At 73.9% G+C, this 19122-nt stretch carries 17 protein-coding genes; 10 read left to right on the forward strand and 7 right to left on the reverse strand.

From position 1 onward, the window contains the following. Positions 1–4: 4 nt before the first annotated feature. From ACZ6MA_RS07655 to ACZ6MA_RS07665, 3 genes are all read right to left on the reverse strand, one after another. The gene (locus ACZ6MA_RS07655) at positions 5–484 is read right to left on the reverse strand and encodes an NUDIX hydrolase (protein ID WP_469431867.1); all 480 of its coding nucleotides are present in this window, start codon (positions 482–484) and stop codon (positions 5–7) included. Positions 485–540: 56 nt separating this feature from the next. Continuing rightward, the gene (locus tag ACZ6MA_RS07660) at positions 541–1179 is read right to left on the reverse strand and encodes a hypothetical protein (protein ID WP_469431868.1); all 639 of its coding nucleotides are present in this window, start codon (positions 1177–1179) and stop codon (positions 541–543) included. Positions 1180–1247: 68 nt separating this feature from the next. Continuing rightward, positions 1248–2057, reverse strand: a complete 810-nt coding sequence (locus ACZ6MA_RS07665; RefSeq protein ID WP_469431869.1) for a glutamate racemase — start codon at positions 2055–2057, stop codon at positions 1248–1250. Positions 2058–2193: 136 nt separating this feature from the next. Between ACZ6MA_RS07665 and ACZ6MA_RS07670 the strand changes: the two genes are divergently transcribed. Continuing rightward, positions 2194–3363: a glycosyltransferase gene (locus ACZ6MA_RS07670; protein WP_469431871.1), complete on the forward strand. Its 1170-nt coding sequence runs from the start codon at positions 2194–2196 to the stop codon at positions 3361–3363. 12 nt (positions 3364–3375) lie between these two features. Here the strand turns inward: ACZ6MA_RS07670 and ACZ6MA_RS07675 are convergent, their stop codons facing one another. Next, positions 3376–4650 carry a TerD family protein gene (locus ACZ6MA_RS07675; RefSeq protein WP_469431873.1) on the reverse strand — a complete coding sequence of 425 codons (1275 nt, stop codon included), beginning with the start codon at positions 4648–4650 and terminating at the stop codon, positions 3376–3378. Positions 4651–4913: 263 nt separating this feature from the next. Between ACZ6MA_RS07675 and ACZ6MA_RS07680 the strand changes: the two genes are divergently transcribed. From ACZ6MA_RS07680 to ACZ6MA_RS07695, 4 genes are all read left to right on the forward strand, one after another. Next, positions 4914–5393 (forward strand): DUF6643 family protein, encoded by a 480-nt coding sequence (locus ACZ6MA_RS07680; protein WP_469431875.1) that lies wholly within the window; start codon positions 4914–4916, stop codon positions 5391–5393. Positions 5394–5474: 81 nt separating this feature from the next. Continuing rightward, positions 5475–6308 carry an MOSC domain-containing protein gene (locus ACZ6MA_RS07685; RefSeq protein ID WP_469431876.1) on the forward strand — a complete coding sequence of 278 codons (834 nt, stop codon included), beginning with the start codon at positions 5475–5477 and terminating at the stop codon, positions 6306–6308. A gap of 185 nt (positions 6309–6493) precedes the next feature. Further along, positions 6494–7102, forward strand: a complete 609-nt coding sequence (locus ACZ6MA_RS07690) for an Rv1733c family protein (RefSeq protein WP_469431878.1) — start codon at positions 6494–6496, stop codon at positions 7100–7102. A gap of 204 nt (positions 7103–7306) precedes the next feature. Further along, a complete protein-coding gene (locus ACZ6MA_RS07695; protein ID WP_469431879.1) occupies positions 7307–9727 on the forward strand; it encodes a right-handed parallel beta-helix repeat-containing protein in 2421 nt (806 codons plus the stop codon). Here ACZ6MA_RS07695 and ACZ6MA_RS07700 read toward each other — a convergent pair. Continuing rightward, positions 9697–12180, reverse strand: a complete 2484-nt coding sequence (locus tag ACZ6MA_RS07700; protein ID WP_469431882.1) for a hypothetical protein — start codon at positions 12178–12180, stop codon at positions 9697–9699. The genes ACZ6MA_RS07695 and ACZ6MA_RS07700 overlap by 31 nt on opposite strands. A gap of 144 nt (positions 12181–12324) precedes the next feature. On the opposite strand from ACZ6MA_RS07700, the gene ACZ6MA_RS07705 reads away from it, so the two are divergent. After that, positions 12325–13161, forward strand: a complete 837-nt coding sequence (locus ACZ6MA_RS07705; RefSeq protein WP_469431884.1) for a DeoR/GlpR family DNA-binding transcription regulator — start codon at positions 12325–12327, stop codon at positions 13159–13161. 171 nt (positions 13162–13332) lie between these two features. Here ACZ6MA_RS07705 and cds1 read toward each other — a convergent pair whose 3' ends face one another. Beyond that, a complete protein-coding gene (cds1, locus tag ACZ6MA_RS07710) occupies positions 13333–14478 on the reverse strand; it encodes an L-cysteine desulfhydrase Cds1 (protein WP_469432284.1) in 1146 nt (381 codons plus the stop codon). Between the two features lie 178 nt (positions 14479–14656). Between cds1 and ACZ6MA_RS07715 the strand changes: the two genes are divergently transcribed. Both ACZ6MA_RS07715 and ACZ6MA_RS07720 read left to right on the forward strand, forming a co-directional pair. Next, complete coding sequence (locus tag ACZ6MA_RS07715) at positions 14657–14986, forward strand: hypothetical protein (protein ID WP_469431885.1); 330 nt, start codon at positions 14657–14659, stop codon at positions 14984–14986. Between the two features lie 198 nt (positions 14987–15184). Then, positions 15185–15760: an ATP-binding protein gene (locus ACZ6MA_RS07720; RefSeq protein WP_469431887.1), complete on the forward strand. Its 576-nt coding sequence runs from the start codon at positions 15185–15187 to the stop codon at positions 15758–15760. 118 nt (positions 15761–15878) lie between these two features. Here the strand turns inward: ACZ6MA_RS07720 and ACZ6MA_RS07725 are convergent, their stop codons facing one another. After that, positions 15879–17102: an ROK family protein gene (locus ACZ6MA_RS07725; protein WP_469431889.1), complete on the reverse strand. Its 1224-nt coding sequence runs from the start codon at positions 17100–17102 to the stop codon at positions 15879–15881. Between the two features lie 271 nt (positions 17103–17373). Between ACZ6MA_RS07725 and ACZ6MA_RS07730 the strand changes: the two genes are divergently transcribed. Continuing rightward, entirely contained in the window at positions 17374–18129 is a 756-nt protein-coding gene (locus tag ACZ6MA_RS07730; protein ID WP_469431890.1) for a maleylpyruvate isomerase family mycothiol-dependent enzyme, read from the forward strand. Positions 18130–18170: 41 nt separating this feature from the next. Then, entirely contained in the window at positions 18171–19097 is a 927-nt protein-coding gene (locus tag ACZ6MA_RS07735) for a DUF2797 domain-containing protein (RefSeq protein ID WP_469431891.1), read from the forward strand. Positions 19098–19122 lie beyond the last annotated feature (25 nt).

A 19122-nucleotide genomic window follows, 5' to 3' on the forward strand; every position in this document is an offset into this window, starting at 1 on the left:
GGGGTCATCCCTGCCCGATGCCGTCGAACCAGGTGGGGCCGCCCTCCGCGGCCCGCTTGATACGGGTCACCGCGAAGTCCTCCATCGGCGGCAGGGCGTCCACCTCGAACCACCCCACCTCCAGCGACTCGTCGTCGTTGACCCGCGCTTCGCCGCTCACGTAACGGCAGAGGAAGCAGATGTCCATGAACTGGCAGACGTCGCCGTTCGGGTAGGTGATCCGCTCCAGTGCCTCCACGAGCAGGACCCGCTCCGGTACGACGCGCACCGCCGTCTCCTCGTACACCTCGCGGACCACCGCGGCGGCGGGCTGCTCGCCGGGCTCGGGGATGCCGCCGATGATCGACCATTCACCCGAGTCGGAACGCCGGCCGAGCAGGACGCGGCCCTCGTCGTCGAGGACGATGGTGCTCACACCGGGCATCCAGAGCAGCTGGTGGCCTGCCGTGGCACGGATCTCTCGGATGAAGTCGGGGGTCGCCATGCGTCGAGGGTAGTGGGCGCGGCGAGCGCCGGGGCACCCGCGCCCGGCGGAGTGCCTCAGGCCGAGGCCTTGCGGCCGGCGGCGACGCCCAGCCGGGCGCGGATCACCCGCACGGCGGACTCGGCGTCGTCCACCGTGACGGTGAAGGTACGGCCGTCGCCGAGGCGGAGCACGAAGCCCTCCCCTCTGCGGACGACGACGGCGGTGCCCTTCTCCGGGCGCCAGCGGTATCCCCAGCCGCCCCACTGGCGTGGGGTGACGCGGGGCGCGAAGTCCGCGTCGACGACATGGGAGAGGAGGATGCGGGTGCGCGGGACACCGATGTGGCCGCAGCGCACTTCCAGGGATTCCGTGTCGACGCGTACGGCCACATGGACGAAGGCGAGGGTGCCGTAGAGCATCAGCAGCCCGGCGGCGACGCAGCCGACCACCGCCATGGCCAAGGGGGCGAGACCGGAGGTCCACGCGCTGTCGACGGCCAGCTCGATGCCCAGGGCGAGGCAGGCGGCGCCGGCGCCGGCCATCAGCCATTGGACGCGGTTGGTCGCCCGGCCGGTCCAGATCGCCACGTCGGTGGCGGCAACGGTGGCGCCGTCGGCCGCCGGGATGAGGGGCGGGATCCCGCCCGGCTGTGCGTCGTCCTCGGGGCTCGATGAGCACCCATGACCCTGTGGGCCCTCGGAGTGGTCCCTCATAGGGGGCAGCCTACTCACGTTCCGCCACCCCGGCAGGGGTCGTGCGCGGACGGGATCCGGTCGGCCGTTCAGGGGCCCACGGGACGACGGGCGGCACCGACCGTGGTCAGCGAGCGCCCTTCCGGATAGGTCAGCGACGCGGGCTCCATCGTCCCCTCACGGCCGCTGAGCAGCACCGTCAGCTCACCCGTCGGCTCGGCGTCGGGGGCGGGCGCGGCGCCGACGCGGCGCAGCGCCTGGGTGGCGACGGCCAGGGCGGAGCCGTACAGGGTGAGGGGAGGCGCGTCGGTCGCCGTCGGGGGCCGGAGGGCGGCGCGAATACGCTCGGCGACGAGTTCGTAGTGGGTGCAGCCCAGGACGACGGCCCGCACGTCGTGGGGCGTACGGGCGGCGGCCGCGGCGATCGCGGCGTCGATGGCGGGCGCGTCGGCCCGCTGCACGGCGTCCGCGAGCCCGGGGCAGGGCACCTCGGTCACGGCGACGCCGGACGCGAAATCGCGGATCAGGTCGCGCTGGTACGGGCTGCCCGTGGTGGCCGGGGTGGCCCAGATGGCGACCGGGCCGCCGCCCGCCGCGGCGGGCTTGATCGCGGGCACGGTCCCGATGACCGGCAGCTCGGGCTCCAGCTCGGCCCGTATCGCGACGAGGGCGTGCACGGAGGCGGTGTTGCAGGCGACGATGAGCGCGTCGGGGCGGTGCGCGGCGGCGGCACGGGCACAGGCCAGGGCGTGCTCGATGACGTCCTCGGCGGTCCGCGGTCCCCACGGCATGCCGTCGGGGTCGGAGGACAGGACGAGATCGGCGTCGGGCCGCAGCCGGTGCACGGCGGCCGCCGCGGCGAGTAGGCCGTTGCCGGAGTCCATGAGCGCGATCTTCACCCGGTCACTTTAATCGATGCGGTCGAGCGCCCTCGCGGGGCCGTACGGGCCAAGCCGCCCGGGATCCGTGACACGGCCCGCCCGGGATTCGCCGGCGTGCCCGCGCGGGGGCGCTCGGTGCGGCAGACTGCGGCGGATGAGCGCGCTGACTTGGATCTCCGTCGGTTCCCTGGCCGCGTGGGTGTGGCTGCTGCTGGGGCAGGGCTTCTTCTGGCGCACGGACGTCAGGCTGCCGGAGCGCACGCCGCCCGCGCGGTGGCCGTCGGTCGCGATCGTGGTGCCGGCCCGGGACGAGGCCGAGGTGCTGCCGGCCAGCCTGCCGTCGCTGCTCGCGCAGGACTATCCGGGACGGGCCGAGGTCTTCCTCGTCGACGACGGCAGTACGGACGGTACGGGCGAGCTGGCCCGTACCCTGGCGGCCGCGCGCGGCGGGCTGCCGCTGACGGTGGACGGTCCGGGGGAGCCCGGGCCCGGCTGGACCGGCAAGCTGTGGGCGGTGCGGCACGGCATGGCGCTCGCCCGCGCCCGCACCGACGCCGAGTATCTGCTGCTGACGGACGCGGACATCGCGCACGCGCCGGACAGTCTGCGGGAGTTGGTCGCGGCGGCGCACTCGGGCGGGTTCGATCTGGTGTCGCAGATGGCGCGACTGCGGGTGGCGGCCTTCTGGGAGCGGTTGATCGTGCCGGCGTTCGTGTACTTCTTCGCTCAGCTGTTCCCGTTCCGCTGGGTCAACCGTCCGGGGGCGGGGACGGCGGCGGCCGCGGGCGGCTGTGTGCTCCTGCGGACCGAGGCCGCACGGCGTGCGGGCGTACCGGACAGCATCCGGCAGTCGGTGATCGACGATGTGGCCCTGGCGCGGGCGGTCCAGCGGTCGGGCGGCCGGATCTGGCTGGGGCTCGCGGACCGGGTGGACAGCGTCCGTCCTTACCCGGGCCTCGGCGGGCTGTGGCGGATGGTCGCGCGCAGCGCGTACGCGCAGCTGCGGCACCGCCCCCTGGTGCTGGCGGGCACGGTCGCCGGGCTGGCAGTGGTCTACCTCGCGCCGCCGGTGGCACTGGTGGCGGGCGCGCTGACCGGCGAGGTGGTGCCGCTGGTGGCGGGTGCGGCGGCGTGGGCGGTGATGACGGGTACGTACGTACCGATGCTGCGCTATTACCGCCGGCCGTTGTGGTCGGCGCCGCTGCTGCCGTTCACCGCGGCGCTGTACACGCTGATGACCGTGGACTCGGCGGTGCGGCACTACCGGGGCCGGGGAGCGGCCTGGAAGGGGCGGACGTACACCCGCCCCGAGACCGCGCCCTGAGCCCTTGGGGGGTCACTTGCGGCCGGGCGTCCAGTTCATGCCCCAGCCGTACGCGCGGTCGAGGGTGCGCTGGGGGCTGACGCCGCGGTCGGGCACCAGATAGCGGGCCTCCCGCTGGACGACGAGGTCACCACCGTTGTTGGTGATCAGGGCGAGGGCGCAGACGGGGGAGGGCACCGTGCACTCGTCGAGGGAGAAGTCGATGGGCGCGCCGTGCTGGGGCTGGAGGGTGACGGTGGCGTTGAGGTTGGCGAAGCTGCGCGCCCCCTCGTAGATCGTCACGAAGACCAGGATGCGCCGGAAGTCGGCGATGTGGTCGAGGTTGACGGTCAGGTTCTCGCCGGACGCCGACGCACCGGTCCGGTCGTCCCCGTCGAGGTGGATGAAGGGCGGCTGGTGGAGGGAGCCGAAGGAGTTGCCGAGCGCCTGCACGACGCCCTTGCTGCCGTCTCTCAGCTCGAACAGCGCGCCGAGGTCGAGGTCCAGGTCGGAGTGGAGGGCCATGGCCTTGCCGAACTTCTGGCCCCAGCTCTTGAACTGCTTGTGCACCTGCCAGTTGAGGTTGACGCGCAGCGCGCCGGAGGTGCCGCCCTGCTTGGTGAGGGAGACGGCCGGGGCGTCCTTGGTGAGCGTCACCTTGGTCAGCCGCACGGGCTGGGGGGCGGGCTGGGCGGCGGCACGCGGGGCGGGGGCGGGCCGCTGCCCGGCGGGGGGCGCGGGCGGGGCCGGCGGTACGGGCGCGGGCCGTTCGGCCACGGGCCGGGGGTCGTCGACGCTGATGCCGAAGTCGGTGGCCAGGCCCGCGAGGCCGCTGTCGTAGCCCTGGCCCACGGCCCGGAACTTCCACTCGCCCTGCCGGCGGTACAGCTCGCCCAGCACGAAAGCGGTCTCGACCGTGGCGTCCGTGCTGTCGAAGCGGGCCAGTTCCGCGCCGCTCGTGGCGTCCGACACCCGGATGTGCAGCCCCGGCACCTGTCCGAACGAGCCGCCGTCGGCGGAGGCCGCGAGGACCACCGTCTCGATCGCGGGCTCGACCGCCGAGAGGTCGACGGCGAGGGTGTCGGTCACCGCGTCACCGGCGGTGCGCTTGCCTTCGTGCCGGACCGCGCCGGAGGAGTGCGTCGCCTGGTTGTAGAAGACGAAGTCCGCGTCCGAGCGGACCTTGCCGGCCGACAGCAGCAGGGCGGACGCATCGACGTCCGGCACGCCGGGGCCCGGCCGCCAGCCGAGCTCGACCCGCACCGCGGGTGCCGGAATCCGGACGTTGGTGCCTTTGAGCATCCCCATGCTCCACCCCTCTGAACGAGCTGACTCCTCGGATCGTTCCAACGTACCCTGCGGTCCTTTTGCCCCGACACCGGCTGACATCTCGTCAGCAGCGTCCGTATCGCCACGATATGGGCGCGGACACGACCGGCCGCAGGTGACCAATCGTTCACGTGTGCCCCACCCTGTCGCTTGTGCCCCGATCTGCGTCTTTGCAGGTCAGCGGCGCACCAGGGGGACCTTGCCGTAGACCGGGGTCAGGTCGTGGGCTTAACTTATGGGCTATGACCTCCCCCCGCAGCACCTACGGCGGCGGCTACTACGCCTCGTCGTCGTTCCCGGACACCCCCATCTACGACAGCCTCGTCGCCGAGCGGGGCACCCCGCAGATCGCGCCGATCCGGGTGTCCTCCCCGTACGACATGGGCAGCCAGCAGCCGGCGCTGCCGGCCTTGCCGGCCCTGCCCTCCGGGCCCTCCGCGCCGCAGGGTCAGCAGGGCGGCTACGCCGCGCAGGCCCCGCAGTACGGCCAGCAGATGTCCGCGCCGCAGCCGGCGGGGCTCCAGCAGGCTCCCGCGCCGTACATCCCGCAGCAGGCCTCGGCGCCGCGCGGCTACCCGGGTCCGCAGGCGCAGCAGCAGCGCCCGGGGGGCGCCGCGGGTCCCGCGGGGTACGAGGCGATGCGCCCGGTCACGCCCCGTCCGGCGCCCGCGCCGTACGAGGACCCGTACAACCGTCCGTACCCGAACCAGGGCGGATACTGACCGGCCCGCACCGGCCCGCACCGGTGGCCCGGCTGTCGGCCCGGCCGCCCAACTGTCCGGCCCGGCTGGCAAGATGACCGTATGTCCAATCCTGCACTGATTGCGGTTCATTGCTATCCGGTCAAGTCGATGGCGGGGTACAGCCCCGGTGAGGCGGCCGTGGAGCCGTGGGGGCTCGCCGGGGACCGGAGGTGGATGCTCGCCGGCCCCGACGGCCGGATGATCACCCAGCGGCAGCAGCCACGGCTCGCGCTGGCCGCCGCGCGCCCGTTGCCGGGCGGCGGGGTCCGGCTCACCGCCGCCGGATCCGAGCCGCTCGACGTCGAGGTGCCCGCCGCGGCCGCTCCCGGCGAGCTGATCACCATCGAGCTGTTCGGGGACAAGGTCGAGGCGGCGCCCGCGGGGGCCGCCGCCGACGCCTGGGTCAGCGCGTACCTGGGGAGCGAGGCCCGGCTCGTGTACATGGACGAGCCGGCGGCCCGCCGCCCGATCGATCCCCGCTACGCCCGGCCGGGCGAGACCGTGAGCTTCGCCGACGGCTATCCGCTGCTGCTCACCACCAGCGCCTCGCTCGACGCCCTCAATGCCCTGATCGCCCAGGGCGGCCACCCGGACGAGGCCCCGCTGCCCATGAACCGTTTCCGGCCCAATGTCGTGGTCGACCACACCGCGCCCTGGGCCGAGGACGACTGGCGGCGGGTGCGGATCGGGGACGTGACCTTCCGGGTAGCCAAGCCCTGCGGCCGGTGCGTCGTGACGACGACCGACCAGCACACCGCCGAGCGCGGCAAGGAACCGCTGCGCACGCTCGCCCGGCACCACCGGATAGGCGACAAGCTCGTGTTCGGGCAGAACCTCGTCCCGGAGCACACCGGGGTGCTGCGGGTAGGCGACAGCGTCGAGGTCCTCGACTGAGCTTTCGCCGGCCCCGGGTCCCGTCGCGCGGAGGTCTTGCCGCCCGTGAGCCCTCCTGCGCGCCCGCCGCACGTCAACGCGCCGCCCCGATCGTGGTCCACCGGGGGTGATTTCACGCCCCGCTCCGCCATCCTCCGCATGCGATGCCCCGTGTGAGGTATCTACGGACGGGTGAGGGGGTGAGCATGACGCGCGCGACGATCCGTCCATGGCACTGGCGGCGCGGCCCGCTGTGCCGCCGGAGCGATGTCCTGGAGGCCTGGGTGGGGGTCGTCGCGGTGCTGGTGGCGCTGCTCGCGGCCCCGGTCGTCGGCTGGGGCGCGGGCTCGCTCGCCCACGAGGCGCTGCGGCAGACCGTCCGCGAACAGCACCGGCACCGGCATCCGGTGGGCGCGACCGCTCTGCGGTCCGTGCCGGTCGGCGGGTCCGCGGAGACCGGCTTCGACGGGATCGCCGACCGTGAGGGGTACCACCGGATCGTCGCCCACTGGCGGGCCCCGGACGGCACGGCGCGCTCCGGTACCGTCTCCGTGCCCCGGGCCACCGGCCCCGGCGACCGCTTCCCGCTGTGGACCGACGACCGGGGGCGGGTCGCGGCCCCGCCCCTGGCCCCCCGCAAGGCCGCCGCCCACGCGGTGCTCGCCGGCTTCGGCGCCGCCCTCGGCACCGCGGGTCTGGTGGAGTTCGCCCGGCGGCTGGCCGTCTGGCGGCTCATGCGGCACAGGTACGCCCAGTGGGACCGCGCGTGGGAGCGGGCCGGGCACACGTGGGGGCGGGCGGACGCCGGAAGCTGACGAGGGGGTGGCCGCGGGAAATCGGGCCCGTCCGGCCGCTGCGAGGACACGGTGGACGCCGTGGACACCGCCCGGCGGCGGAGGGAGGACGGCCGGGGCGAGAGGTCAACTCCCTTGCCCCTCGCACGCTACGGTGGGTGTGGCCGGTACGCATCCGTCCCGGGGGAACGCACGCGACGCACGAGGTGGGGGCACGGCAGCGCCATGGCACAGGGGTCGGTCCAGGTCACGCACACCGGCACGGCGCGCTGGCGGCGGCGTGCGGGAGAGTACGACTGTCTCGCCTCGGCGCTGGAGGCCGCGGCCGACGGGGACGTGCTGTTCATCGCGCCGGGCACCTACCGGGAGAACGTGGTCGTCGCGCGGGACGTGACCCTGCGCGGCGCCGAGGGAGCTGTCGGGCCGGTGCGGATCGCCCCGGCCGAGGGCGTCGCCCTCACCGTCCGGGCCTCCGCCACGGTGCTCGATCTGCAGATCGAGGGCCAGGACGCGGCCGCGCCCGCCCTCGTCGTCGAGGACGGGGCGCCGGATCTGGCCGACCTGCGGATCACGACCCGTTCCGCGGTGGGCATCGAGGTGCGCGGCGGAGCCTCCCGGCCGACGTTGCGCCGCTGCGCGGTCGACAACCCGGGCGGGGTCGGCATCAGTGTGCTGGACGGCGCGGGCGGTGTGTTCGAGGAGTGCGAGGTGGTGGCCGCGGGCCAGTCGGGGGTCACCGTGCACGGTGGTGGCCGTCCTCGGCTGGAGCGCTGCCGGATCCACCACGCCTCGGGCGCGGGCCTGACCCTGACCGGCGAGGGCAGCACGCTGGACGCGGTCGACTGCGAGGTGTACGAGATCAGGGGCGCCGGGGTGCGGGTGGCGTCCCGCGCGGCGGGCCGGCTCACCGGCTGCCAGGTGCACCGTACGACCGGGGACGGCGTGGTCCTCGACACCGACGCGGTGCTCGCCCTCGACGGCTGCGACATCCACGACGTCCCGGAGAACGGGGTCGATCTGCGCTCGCGGTCCGTACTGACGCTGACGCGCTCGACGGTGCGCCGGTTCGGGCGCAACGGCCTGTCGGTGTGGGATCCGGGCACCCGGGTGGAGGCGGAGGGCTGCGAGATCCGCGACAGCACGGGCGATTACCCGGCCGTGTGGGTGAGTGACGGCGCGACCGCCGCCCTGGGCTCCTGCCGGGTGCGTGAGGTGCCGGACGCGCTGTTCGTCCTGGACCGCGGCTCGCGGGTCGACGTCGTCGACAGCGACCTCTCCCAGGTCCGCAATACCGCCGTCTCGGTGCGGGACGGGGCGACGGCGCGGCTGGAGGACTGCCGGATCCGCGAGGCGGCGACGGGGGCCTGGTTCCGTGACCACGACAGTGGCGGCTCGCTCACGGACTGTGCCTTCGAGGCGACGGCGACCGGTGTCATCGTCACCAAGGGCGCGGACCCCACCGCCGTCGGCTGCACGGTGAGTTCACCGGTGGAGGCCGGGTTCTACGTGTCGGCGGGCGGGCGGGGCACGTTCGACGACTGCCGGGTGACGGGCAGTGCCGGCTACGGCTTCCATGTCATCGACGGGTGCCGGACGACCCTGACCCGGTGCCGTACGGAGCGGTGCGCGCGCGGTGGGTACGAGTTCGCCGAGGACGGTCCGGTCAGTGCGGGCTGCACGAGCGACGAGAGCGCGGTCTTGCTGGCGGGCGCCGCCACGGCGGCGGGCCCGGCCCGCACCGCCCCGGCCGTCCTGCCGCCGGCTCCCCGGGTCGCGGTGCCGGTCCAGCGCTCCGGCGAGGCGTCCGGGCCGCCCGGTGCCGCCGCCGAGCCGGTCCGCGGTTCCACGACCGTGCTCGGCGAACTCGACGCGCTGGTGGGTCTGGAGAGCGTCAAGCGCGAGGTCCGTGCGCTCACCGACATGATCGAGGTCGGGCGCCGCCGTCAGGAGGCGGGGCTCAAGGCCGCCTCCGTCCGCCGGCACCTGGTCTTCACCGGCTCGCCCGGCACCGGCAAGACCACGGTGGCCCGGCTCTACGGCGAGATCCTCGCCTCCCTGGGCGTGCTGGAGCGCGGCCATCTGGTGGAGGTCTCGCGGGTGGACCTGGTCGGCGAGCACATCGGCTCCACCGCCATCCGCACCCAGGAGGCCTTCGACCGGGCGCGCGGCGGGGTGCTGTTCATCGACGAGGCGTACGCCCTGTCGCCGGAGGACTCCGGCCGGGACTTCGGCCGGGAGGCCATCGACACCCTGGTGAAGCTGATGGAGGACCACCGGGAGGCGGTCGTGGTGATCGTCGCCGGGTACACCGCCGAGATGCGGCGCTTCCTGACGGTCAATCCCGGGGTGGCCTCGCGGTTCTCCCGCACCATCACCTTCGGCGACTACACCCCGGAGGAACTGCTGCGGATCGTGGAGCAGCAGGCGGACGAGCACGAGTACCGCCTCGGCGAGGGTGCCGCCGAGGCGCTGCTCTCGTACTTCACGGCCGTCCCGAAGGGGCCGGCGTTCGGCAACGGCCGCACCGCCCGGCAGACCTTCGAGGCGATGGTCGAACGGCACGCGGGCCGGGTCGCGCAGTTGCGCGACCCGAGCACCGACGACCTCACCCTGCTCTACCCGGAGGATCTGCCCGAGCTGTCCTGAGACTGCGTCGGCATCCACATCGACAGCCGGGCCAGCAGCATGGCGCGCTCGTGGGCGAAGGCGGGGTCCGTCTGATAGTCGGAGTGCCCGAGGATCGGTGCGGGCAGCGGGTGTTCGATCGTGCGTCCGTAGGCCAGGGGGTCCTTGAGAGGGCCGCAGTCGACCTCGGTGCCCGTGCCCTCCGGGAGGCGGATCGGGCCGCCGATGGGGTCGGTGAGCCGCCACAGATTGCGCCAGCAGTGTATTTCGCCGTGCAGCGCGGTGAGTTGGGCGGGACCGAAATACGCGGGGAACCAGCGTCCGTACAGCCGCTCGATGGGTGAGCCGTAGGTGAGCAGGGCGACGCATCGGCGGGTGTCGGGGTCGAGCTGCCAGACGGCGGCGGCCGCGAGGACGCTGCCCTGGGAGTGCCCGGAGATGACGAGCCGGCCGTGGGTGCGCTCGGTCCAGCTCTGCATGCGCCAGGTGAGGTCGGGGACGGCACGCTCGGCGTAGCACGGGGGCGCGAAGGGGTGGGCGGCGCGCGGCCAGAACGTGCCGACGTCCCAGAGGATGCCGATGGTGCGCCGGGCCGCCGGGTCGCGGTAGGCGCGCCGGCCCCAGGTGAGCAGCAGGACGAAGCCCACCCCCACGAACCACGAACCCAGGGCCTGCACCGCCTGCGCACCGTCCTCGACGGCGGCGGGGCCGCCCTCGGCGGCCCGGCCGGGCACATCGCCGGTGAGCCAGGCACCGGCCACGGCGCAGCAGCCGAGCAGCAGGGTCAGCGCGGACACCGCGCCGATCACCCAGGGGGCGGAGTCGGTGAGTCCAGCGCGGGCGATGACGCCGGCGATGGTGCGCGTACGGGCGTTGTCGGGGCGTTCGCCGGGGTAGCCGTCGGGCACGGTGCGCAGCAGCCGGCGGCGCACCACCAGGGTCTGTACCGCGAAGTAGAGCAGCAGCACGAGCAGCGCGGCGAGCAGCACCGGGATGACGGACGCCTGCCAGGAGAGCACCGCAGGCGGCCCGGGCATCGGCCCCTCCCCCATGCCGGGGGTGGCGTCGCCGTCGAGCCAGTCGGCGATGCGCTGGGCCGCACCGCCGGTCATGACGCCGCCGAGCGCGCAGGCGAGCATCGCCACGGCGGGTCCGGCGAGGCCGCGCAGCGGGGTCCGCTCGACGGGGGCGGCGCGGTGCAGGCGCAGGGCCACGGCCGACAGCAGGACGACGAGGGCGCCTTGGGCGAGGGCGATCAGGCCGAAGGTCCGGTTTCCGGGCAGCATGCCCTCGGAGGTCCAGCCGGGCCGGCTCCAGGCCGAGTGCAGGGCGGCGAGCAAAAGGAGCGCGAGGGCGGTACCCGGCAGGAGCCGGGTGGTGAAGCGGTCGAGGGTGCCGTCGGCTTTCTTCTCGCTGCGGCCCCGGCGGCAGACGACGAGGACCACCCACCCGGCGGTGGCCGCCAGCGCCGCCTCCAGTGCCCAGCCCGCGGTATCCAAGGTGGGACTGCCGCCCGGCCCGCGGTCGTGGCGGCTGGAAGCCTGGCAGAGGAGGGCGGCGATGGTCAGGAACCCGGTGGCGGTGTGGGCGGCGCGCAGCCGGGCCACGATCCGCCGCCCGTACCAGAAGCCCGGCAGGCACAGGGCGGGACGGCCGGCCGTCCGCCGGTCGCCCTCGCCGAGGGTGCGGCCGATGGGCTGCTGGGACTCGTAGGCGCTCCAGGTGCGGTGGGAGAGCAGCCACAGCGCCGCGATCAGGACGGCGGGAACGACGGCGGCGAGCGCGAGCCGGCGGCCCGGCCCGCTCCACCAGCCGCCGCGCCCGGCCGCCATGAAGCCGAGCCACGACTTCTGCGCGGCGCACGCGCGTGTGCCCGCGCACTGCCACGCCGTCAGGTCGAGGGCGACCTCGCAGACGGCGGCGGTGAGCAACACGGTGAGACTGAGCGCGATCAGGCGCACCAGCACGCCGTACACCCGCACGGTTCTGCCGCGGTCCCGGGTCGTGGGCCGCATCCAGTGCGCGAGGTTGACGACCATGAAGGGCAGGAGCAGCAGCCACAGGGCGCGCGTGCCGTTCCCGGAGGTGAGGTTGGACCAGACGTAGGCCTCGCGGACCGGCTGGTCGCGGTAGTCGTGCGGCCGGTCCTCCGCGTCGCGGTCCTCGACGCGGCGGTGGATGCCGGCGATGCCGTCGCCCGCGACGCGGTCGGTGCGGGGATCGGTCAGCATGCCCTGCGCGGTGGCGCCGCCGACGCCGTGCACGAGCAGCTCCAGCGCGAGCCGCGCGTCGGCGCAGGGGTCGGCCTCGGCGTCCGCGTGCGCGGGCTCCGTGGCGGGAGTGCCCGTGGCCTCCGCGTGGGGGCGGTCCGCCCCGGCGGTCCGGCCGCGTGGGCCGTCCGTCCGTTCTCTCGCGTCCGGTTGTTCGGTCGATGCCACCGTGTCCCCCGATCCCGGTGTGGTGTCACGCTCCAAGGATCGTCCTCGGAGGCGCGGAAGACACCGTGTCCGCGGGGAGCGAAGCGCAATCGTGATCGAGCGCAGCGGACATGGCGACGCCGTGGCCGCGTGGGAGGATGTGCGCACAGCCGGCGGCGGCTGGCCGAAAGGACGGGCGGGGTGGGCGACAACCAGAATCTTCTGGCGGAACAGCGGCGCGCCCTGATCCTCGACGAGGTCAGACGGCGCGGCGGTGTGCGGGTCAACGAGCTGACGCGCAGGCTCAACGTCTCGGACATGACCGTCCGTCGCGATCTGGACGCGCTGGCCCGGCAGGGTGCCGTGGAGAAGGTGCACGGCGGCGCGGTGCCGGTCGCGGAGGCGACCACGCACGAACCCGGTTTCGAGGCGAAGTCGGCCCTGGAGCTGAGCGCCAAGGAGGACATCGCGCGGGCGGCGGCACGGATGGCCACGCCGGGCAGTGCGATCGCCCTGGCCGGTGGGACGACGGTGTTCGCGCTGGCCCGGCAGCTGGTGGAGATCCCGGATCTGACGGTGGTGACCAACTCGGTGCGGGTCGCCGACGTCTTCCACAGCGCCCAGCGGTCGATGACGGCCGTCGGCCCCGCGGCCCGCCCGGGCGCGGCGACGGTGGTGCTGACCGGCGGGGTGCGGACGCCGTCGGACACCCTGGTGGGGCCGGTGGCGGACGCGGCCATCCGTTCGCTGCACTTCGACGTGCTGTTCATCGGGGTGCACGGCATATCCGCCGAGGCGGGTCTGTCGACACCCAATCTCGCGGAGTCGGAGACCAACCGGCACTTCGTACGGTCCGCCCGACGGGTCGTGGTCCTCGCGGACCACACCAAGTGGGGCACGGTGGGTCTGAGTTCGTTCGCCGCCCTCGAGGAGGTCGACGCCCTGGTGACGGACGCGGGCCTCCCGCCCAAGGCACGCGCGGAGATCTCCGAACGCCTGCCGGAACTGGTGGTGGCACACCGGTCCGGCGGCGTTTGAACACCAGCGCGGACGCGCTGGTTGGGCCGGGCTCAGCCACATCAAGCCCGTCCGGCGCTTGAGGACGCGCCCGCAGGGCGCTCGCCGCCGCAGGCGGCACTGCGGGCCGCCGACCAGGCGAGAGGCGGCACTACAGGCCGTCAGCCGAAGAACCGTCGGCCAGACGAGACGTCAGGCGAAACCCCACCGGCCGGTCGCCAGGAAACGGCTGATCCCCATCGCGTAGGGCGTGATGTCGAGCCCCTGCTCGGCGAGCCACGCGTCGGAGTAGTACTTGTCCAGGTAGCGGTCGCCCGAGTCGCAGATGAGGGTGACGACGCTGCCCGCGCGCCCCCGGTCCGCCATCTCCGCGACGATCTTGAGCGCGGCCCACAGACCGGTGCCGGTGGAGCCGCCCGCCTTGCGGCCGATCGCCGCCTCCAGGGCGCGCACGGCCGCGACGCTCGCCGCGTCCGGCACCTTCATCATGCGGTCGATCGCGCCGGTCACGAAGCTCGGTTCCATCCGCGGCCGCCCGATGCCCTCGATGCGGGATCCCCGTTCGCTGCTCGCGGCCGGGTCGTGGTCCTTCCAGCCGTCGAAGAAGCAGGAGTTCTCGGGGTCGGCGACACAGACCTGGGTGTCGTGCTGCATGTAGCGCGCGTAGCGGGCGATGGTCGCCGAGGTACCGCCGGTACCGGCGGTGGCCACGATCCACGCGGGCTCCGGGTGGCGTTCGAGGCGGAGCTGATGGTGGATCGATTCGGCGATGTTGTTGTTGCCCCGCCAGTCCGTGGCCCGCTCGGCGTAGGTGAACTGGTCCATGTAGTGGCCCCCGGTCCGGGCGGCGAGGGCGGCCGCCTCCTCGTACATCTTCCGCGGGTCGTCCACGAAGTGGCACCGCCCGCCGTGGAACTCGATGAGCCGGCACTTCTCGCGGCTGGTCGTGCGCGGCATGACGGCGATGAACGGTACGCCGACGAGCTGCGCGAAGTACGCCTCGGATACGGCCGTGGAGCCGCTGGACGCCTCGACGACGGGGGCTTCGGGACGGACCCAGCCGTTGCACAGCCCGTAGAGGAACAGTGAGCGGGCGAGACGGTGCTTGAGGCTCCCCGTCGGATGGGTGGATTCGTCCTTGAGGTAGAGATCGATGCCCCACTCCTCCGGCAGCGGGAACCGGAGCAGATGGGTGTCCGCGGAGCGGTTCGCGTCGGCCTGGACCTTGCGGACAGCTTCCTTGAGCCAGGCGCGGTAGCGCGGGTCGCCGCGGTCCACGTCGACGGTGGGGACGGCGGCGCCTTTCCGTGCCGTCCCCTCGGGTCTCCCCGAGTTCATCGCCCCCGCGTTCGCCGCCCCCGTATTCGGTGTGCTGTTCACGCCGCTCCTCACGATGTCCGTCGGGCCGATGCGGAGCACTCGGACGTTTCGATCATAAATGGGCACTGGTGCCGGAGCCGCCTCACGGGCAGACTGCGCAGCAGACAGACGATTCGGCCCGGGAAGGCGGTGCGTCGTGGCGGAACCGGAGTTCAACGCGACAGGGGTGCGCATCGAGCGTTTTCTGCGCTCGCTCACCCGGGCCGGCCAGGTGAAGATCAAGGATGGCAGGTTCGAGCTGCTGACCAGCGTCGGCCGGGAGATCGACAGTGCCCCCGTCGACGCGGTCCAGGCGAGCAAGCCGTGGTTCGCCGCCCGGGACCGCGCCCTGGCGACGGTGAACGGCACCCGCTACGTGCTCACCCTGGGCCAGCGCGACTCCGGCGCCCGGGAGTCGGGCGCGGCCGCCGTCCGTCGCTTTCTGGACGCGGTACGTTCCGCGCGCGGCGGCGATGCGAGGGGCTGAAGGTACAGGAGTTGCGCGATCGGTCGCAGGAGTCGACCCTGGACTCGTATCAGCTTCACTGAGGGTTCATCGGCGGTTACGCACTGATCCTGTATCCGCCGGCCGGCTCGAGCAGCCACCGTCGCTGGACCGGAACAGACGCGTAGCGAGACGCGTATCTGCATCAGGCTAGCCCTACTTCTTCAGGGAGTCGCAGCCGTGATCAGCCGAATGAACAAGCACTGCACCGTGGAACTCCAAGCTCTGCCACCGCGCATAGGACAGGTACGAAGAATCGTATCCGCGCAATTGCGCTACTGGCATCTCGACCCTCTCATCGATCCCGCGGCGCTCGGCGTCACCGAGCTGCTGACCAACGTGCACCAACACGCGGAGCCCGACAAACGCTGCACCGTGGAGATCGACCTCATGGCGGACCGGCTCACGGTCTCGGTCCGGGACCACGATCCGCGCCTTCCGCGCGTTCCCGATCCCGACATCGGCAGTACCCATGGGCGTGGTCTCGCCCTCGTCGCCGCCGTCAGCACGAGCTGGGGCGTCGAGGAGCGTCACGACGGCGGGAAAGTCGTCTGGTTTACGCTCCCCGTGCCCCAGTGCGCCCCCACTGCTCCTCGTCGGCTTGTAAGGGCCTCCGGGACGGCCCCCGTCTTCGAGCAGCCCGTGCTGGAGCTGTCGGCGCTGGAGAAGCGACCGTTCTTCGGCGGGCCCCAGGTGGCCCGCCGCCGGGCCGCGCTGCGCGAGGCCGCCCCGGCCCGGTCCGCCGCCCTCGGCTGAGCGGGACCGGCCGGGGCCGCCGTCGGTCGCGGTGCGCGCGGGCGCTCATCAGGGCGCCGGCTTCTCGGTGGTGACGGTTGGTTACCGTCACCACCGGGCCGCGACGGGGACGCGGGGGTCAGCCGAGGGTGGCCAAGGGGTCGTCGAGGACCGGCTGCCAGGCCGCTTCGGCCGCCCCGATGAGGCTGCTGTGGTCGAGGCTCGCGGCCAGGATCGGCACGCTCCCGCTGCGGCCCCAGAGACTGCGGTCGGCGACGACGGCCCGCAGCCGCTCCGGATCGGCGTCCAGCAGCTCGCGGTGGAGGCCGCCGAGCACGACCCGGTCCGGGTTGAGGATGTTGACCAGACCGGCGAGGCCGAGGCCGAGCCGGTCGACGATCAGATCGGCGGCGGCGCGGACGGTCGGGTCCGCGTACTCCGAACGGAGCAGCTCACGGGACTGCTGCAGGAGGGAGACCTCCGGGCCCGGTTCCCGGCCGGCGGCCGTGAGGAAGGCGAGCGGGTCGGTCTCGACGTCCAGGCAGCCGCGGCTGCCGCAGTGGCAGGGCAGGCCCGCGGGGTTGACGGTGAGGTGACCGACCTCCAGGGCGAGACCGGAGCTGCCGGTGTGCAGCCGGCCGTCGAGGACGAGCGCGCCACCGACGCCGCGATGACCGGTGGCCACGCACAGCAGGTGCCGGGCACCACGGCCGGCACCGTGGCGGTGTTCGGCGAGGGCGACCAGGTTGACGTCGTTGCCGGCGACACCGGCGACGGGGTTGCCGTCCGGGCCGTGGACGGCCGCCTTGGCAAGCGCCTCGGCGAACAGCGCGCGGACGGGCGCGCCCGCGGGCCAGGACAGGTGCAGCGGGTTCAGGGCCGTACCGTCCGGCTCGGCCACCGCCGAGGGAACGGCGAGACCCGCGCCGAGGCAGCGGCGACCGGTCTCCCGCAGCAGCCCGGCCCCGGCCTCCACGACGGCGTCGATGATGTGGGCGGGGTCGGCGGACACCGTCATGCAGCCGGGCGCGGTGGCGACCATCCGGCCGCCGAGCCCGACGAGGGCGGCCCGGAACCCGTCGGCGTGGATCTGCGCGGCGAGGACGACGGGGCCGTCCGGTGCGATGGCGAGCCGGTGCGAGGGGCGCCCCTGCGAGCCGGCGGCCGCCGCGGGGCGGGCGTCGACCTGGATCAGCCCGAGCGCCTCGAGTTCGGCGGCCACCGCGCCGGCGGTCGCGCGGGTCACGCCGAGTTCGGCGGTGAGCACGGCACGGGTGGGGGCGCGGCCGGTGTGTACGAGCGCCAGGGCCGGGCCGAGGGCGCTCCGGCCCCGCTCCAGGCGTGTAGTCCGAGTCTGGGTCACCTGACCATTCTGACTTTGTACCGACGCCGAACAAAACGGGATCGGTCAATTCCGCGAACAGTACCCGTCTCCGGCGGGTCCGTGGAGCCTCCTCGGCCACGGTCGCTCCGCGTCGGCGTCCGAGCGGCTCGGTGGTCCGCTCCCCGGGGGAACACCGAGCCGGGTCCGTCGCACCGGTCGCGCCGGTCGTCCGGTGCGGGCCCGGCGCGTGAGGGGCGAAGTCGTCGTCCGTTCAGGCGCGTTGTCAGTGGTCGCTGCCACACTTCGGGGCATGGACACTACTGATCTCATCGCCGCTCTCGACCGCGACGGACGGCTGCTGGCGGAGGCCGCCACGCGAGCCGGGCTCGACGCCCCCGTGCCGACCTGCCCACAGTGGCGGATGCGCGAGTTGGTCGCCCACACCGGGGCCGTGCACCGGTGGGCGGCGCGGATAGTCGGGGAATCCCGAACCGAGCCGGTCGGGATACCGGCCGCCCCCGAAACGGAGGGGGCGGAGCTCATCGCATGGTTCCGGGAGGGCCACCGCCTGCTGGTCGAGACGCTGACCACCGCGCAGCCCGACCTCCGGTGCTGGACGTTCATGCCCGCCCCCTCCCCCCGCGCCTTCTGGATCCGGCGCCAGGCCCACGAGACCGCGGTGCACCGGGTCGACGCCGAGGCCGCGCTCGGTGAGGGCGGCATCGGCTCCGCCGCCTTCTCCCCCGTCGATCCCGCCTTCGCCACGGACGGTGTCGAGGAACTGCTCATGTCGTTCCACGGCGGAGAGCGGAGCCGGGTGCGCACGGACACGCCTCGTACGCTGCGGGTGCGGGCCACGGACCGCGCCGCAGTGTGGACGGTCCACCTGTCGGAGGGGCCGCCGCGCACGGAGCGCACGGCGGAGGGCCCGGCGGACTGGGAGCTGTCGGGGCCGGTGTCCGATCTGTATCTGGCCCTGTGGAACAGGCTGCCCTTCGACGCGTTGGACAGCACGGGCGATGCCTCGCTCGCACGGCTGTGGCGGGAACGCTCCGCCATCGGATGAGGCGGGGCGGTCCTCCGGGTGACGGCAGTGACCGGGGAAAGATGACTCCCAGCGATGGTGAAGGGGTGGTGACCGTGACGGATGAGAGCTGGCGGTGCGCCGGGCTGCGGTGGAGTCTCTCGGGGCCGGCACTGGCCTGGCTGCATCCGGTTCGTGGCGCCCGCATCTCGCCCCTGCCCCCGGGGCGGGCTCTGGCCTTCACCACCGGCCCCCGGCGGACCTGCGTCGGGGTGCGCAGAGGCGGTCGGCACACCCCGTGCCCGCTGGACGCGGAGGTGCCGGGCACGGCGGTCTCCGCCCAGTGCCCGGAGTGCGCGCGGCTGGACCGCTCGCATTCCGTGGCCGCCGACACCGCCCTGGAGGACCCCCGCCCCTACGACGTCTATCTGGCCTGGTTCGGGCCTGGTGTGATCAAGGTCGGCATCACAGCCGCGGAGCGTGAGGGCGTCCGGCTGCTGGAGCAGGCCGCGCTGTCCTACGCGCTGCTCGGGCGCGGCCCGCTCATGGCGGCACGCCGCGCGGAGGCCGTGCTGGGCGCGGCCCTCGACGTCCCGGACCGCTTCCCGTACGCGGCCAAGCGCGCCGCCCGGCACCCGTTGCCGCCCCCGGCCCTGCGGACCGCCGAACTCGCCGCCTTGCACGAACGGGCCCGTGGATTGGCCGGGTTGCCCGATTCCCTGACCGTGCGGGACTTCGCGCCGGTCCACCACGACGAGGCCTTTCACCTCGACCGGCTCCGCTCGGGCGCCGGGCTCGTGGGACTCTCCCCCGGCCGCTCGCTGTCGGGCCGGGTGACGGCCGTGGCCGGGCCGGATCTGTACCTCGACGTGACGGACGGGCGGCTGCTGCTGGTCGACACCCGGCAGTTGGCCGGCTGGCCCCTCTCGGCGGCCGAGCCGGGCACGGAGACGACGGTGGCGGTGACGGTACCCCCGCCGGAAGCGGCGGGGCCCGAGGCACTGTTCTGATCCCGGCACCGGTGGCACCCATCGG

The organism is Streptomyces sp. NPDC042259 (assembly GCF_055582085.1).

Excerpts from the sequence above, each read along its gene's own strand:
- ACZ6MA_RS07655 (WP_469431867.1), bottom strand. The coding sequence starts at position 484 with ATGGCGACCCCCGACTTCATCCGAGAGATCCGTGCCACGGCAGGCCAC.
- ACZ6MA_RS07660 (WP_469431868.1), bottom strand. The coding sequence starts at position 1,179 with ATGAGGGACCACTCCGAGGGCCCACAGGGTCATGGGTGCTCATCGAGC.
- ACZ6MA_RS07670 (WP_469431871.1), top strand. The coding sequence starts at position 2,194 with ATGAGCGCGCTGACTTGGATCTCCGTCGGTTCCCTGGCCGCGTGGGTG.
- ACZ6MA_RS07675 (WP_469431873.1), bottom strand. The coding sequence starts at position 4,650 with ATGGGGATGCTCAAAGGCACCAACGTCCGGATTCCGGCACCCGCGGTG.
- ACZ6MA_RS07680 (WP_469431875.1), top strand. The coding sequence starts at position 4,914 with ATGACCTCCCCCCGCAGCACCTACGGCGGCGGCTACTACGCCTCGTCG.
- ACZ6MA_RS07685 (WP_469431876.1), top strand. The coding sequence starts at position 5,475 with ATGTCCAATCCTGCACTGATTGCGGTTCATTGCTATCCGGTCAAGTCG.
- ACZ6MA_RS07690 (WP_469431878.1), top strand. The coding sequence starts at position 6,494 with ATGACGCGCGCGACGATCCGTCCATGGCACTGGCGGCGCGGCCCGCTG.
- ACZ6MA_RS07695 (WP_469431879.1), top strand. The coding sequence starts at position 7,307 with ATGGCACAGGGGTCGGTCCAGGTCACGCACACCGGCACGGCGCGCTGG.
- cds1 (WP_469432284.1), bottom strand. The coding sequence starts at position 14,478 with ATGAACTCGGGGAGACCCGAGGGGACGGCACGGAAAGGCGCCGCCGTC.
- ACZ6MA_RS07730 (WP_469431890.1), top strand. The coding sequence starts at position 17,374 with ATGGACACTACTGATCTCATCGCCGCTCTCGACCGCGACGGACGGCTG.
- ACZ6MA_RS07735 (WP_469431891.1), top strand. The coding sequence starts at position 18,171 with ATGACTCCCAGCGATGGTGAAGGGGTGGTGACCGTGACGGATGAGAGC.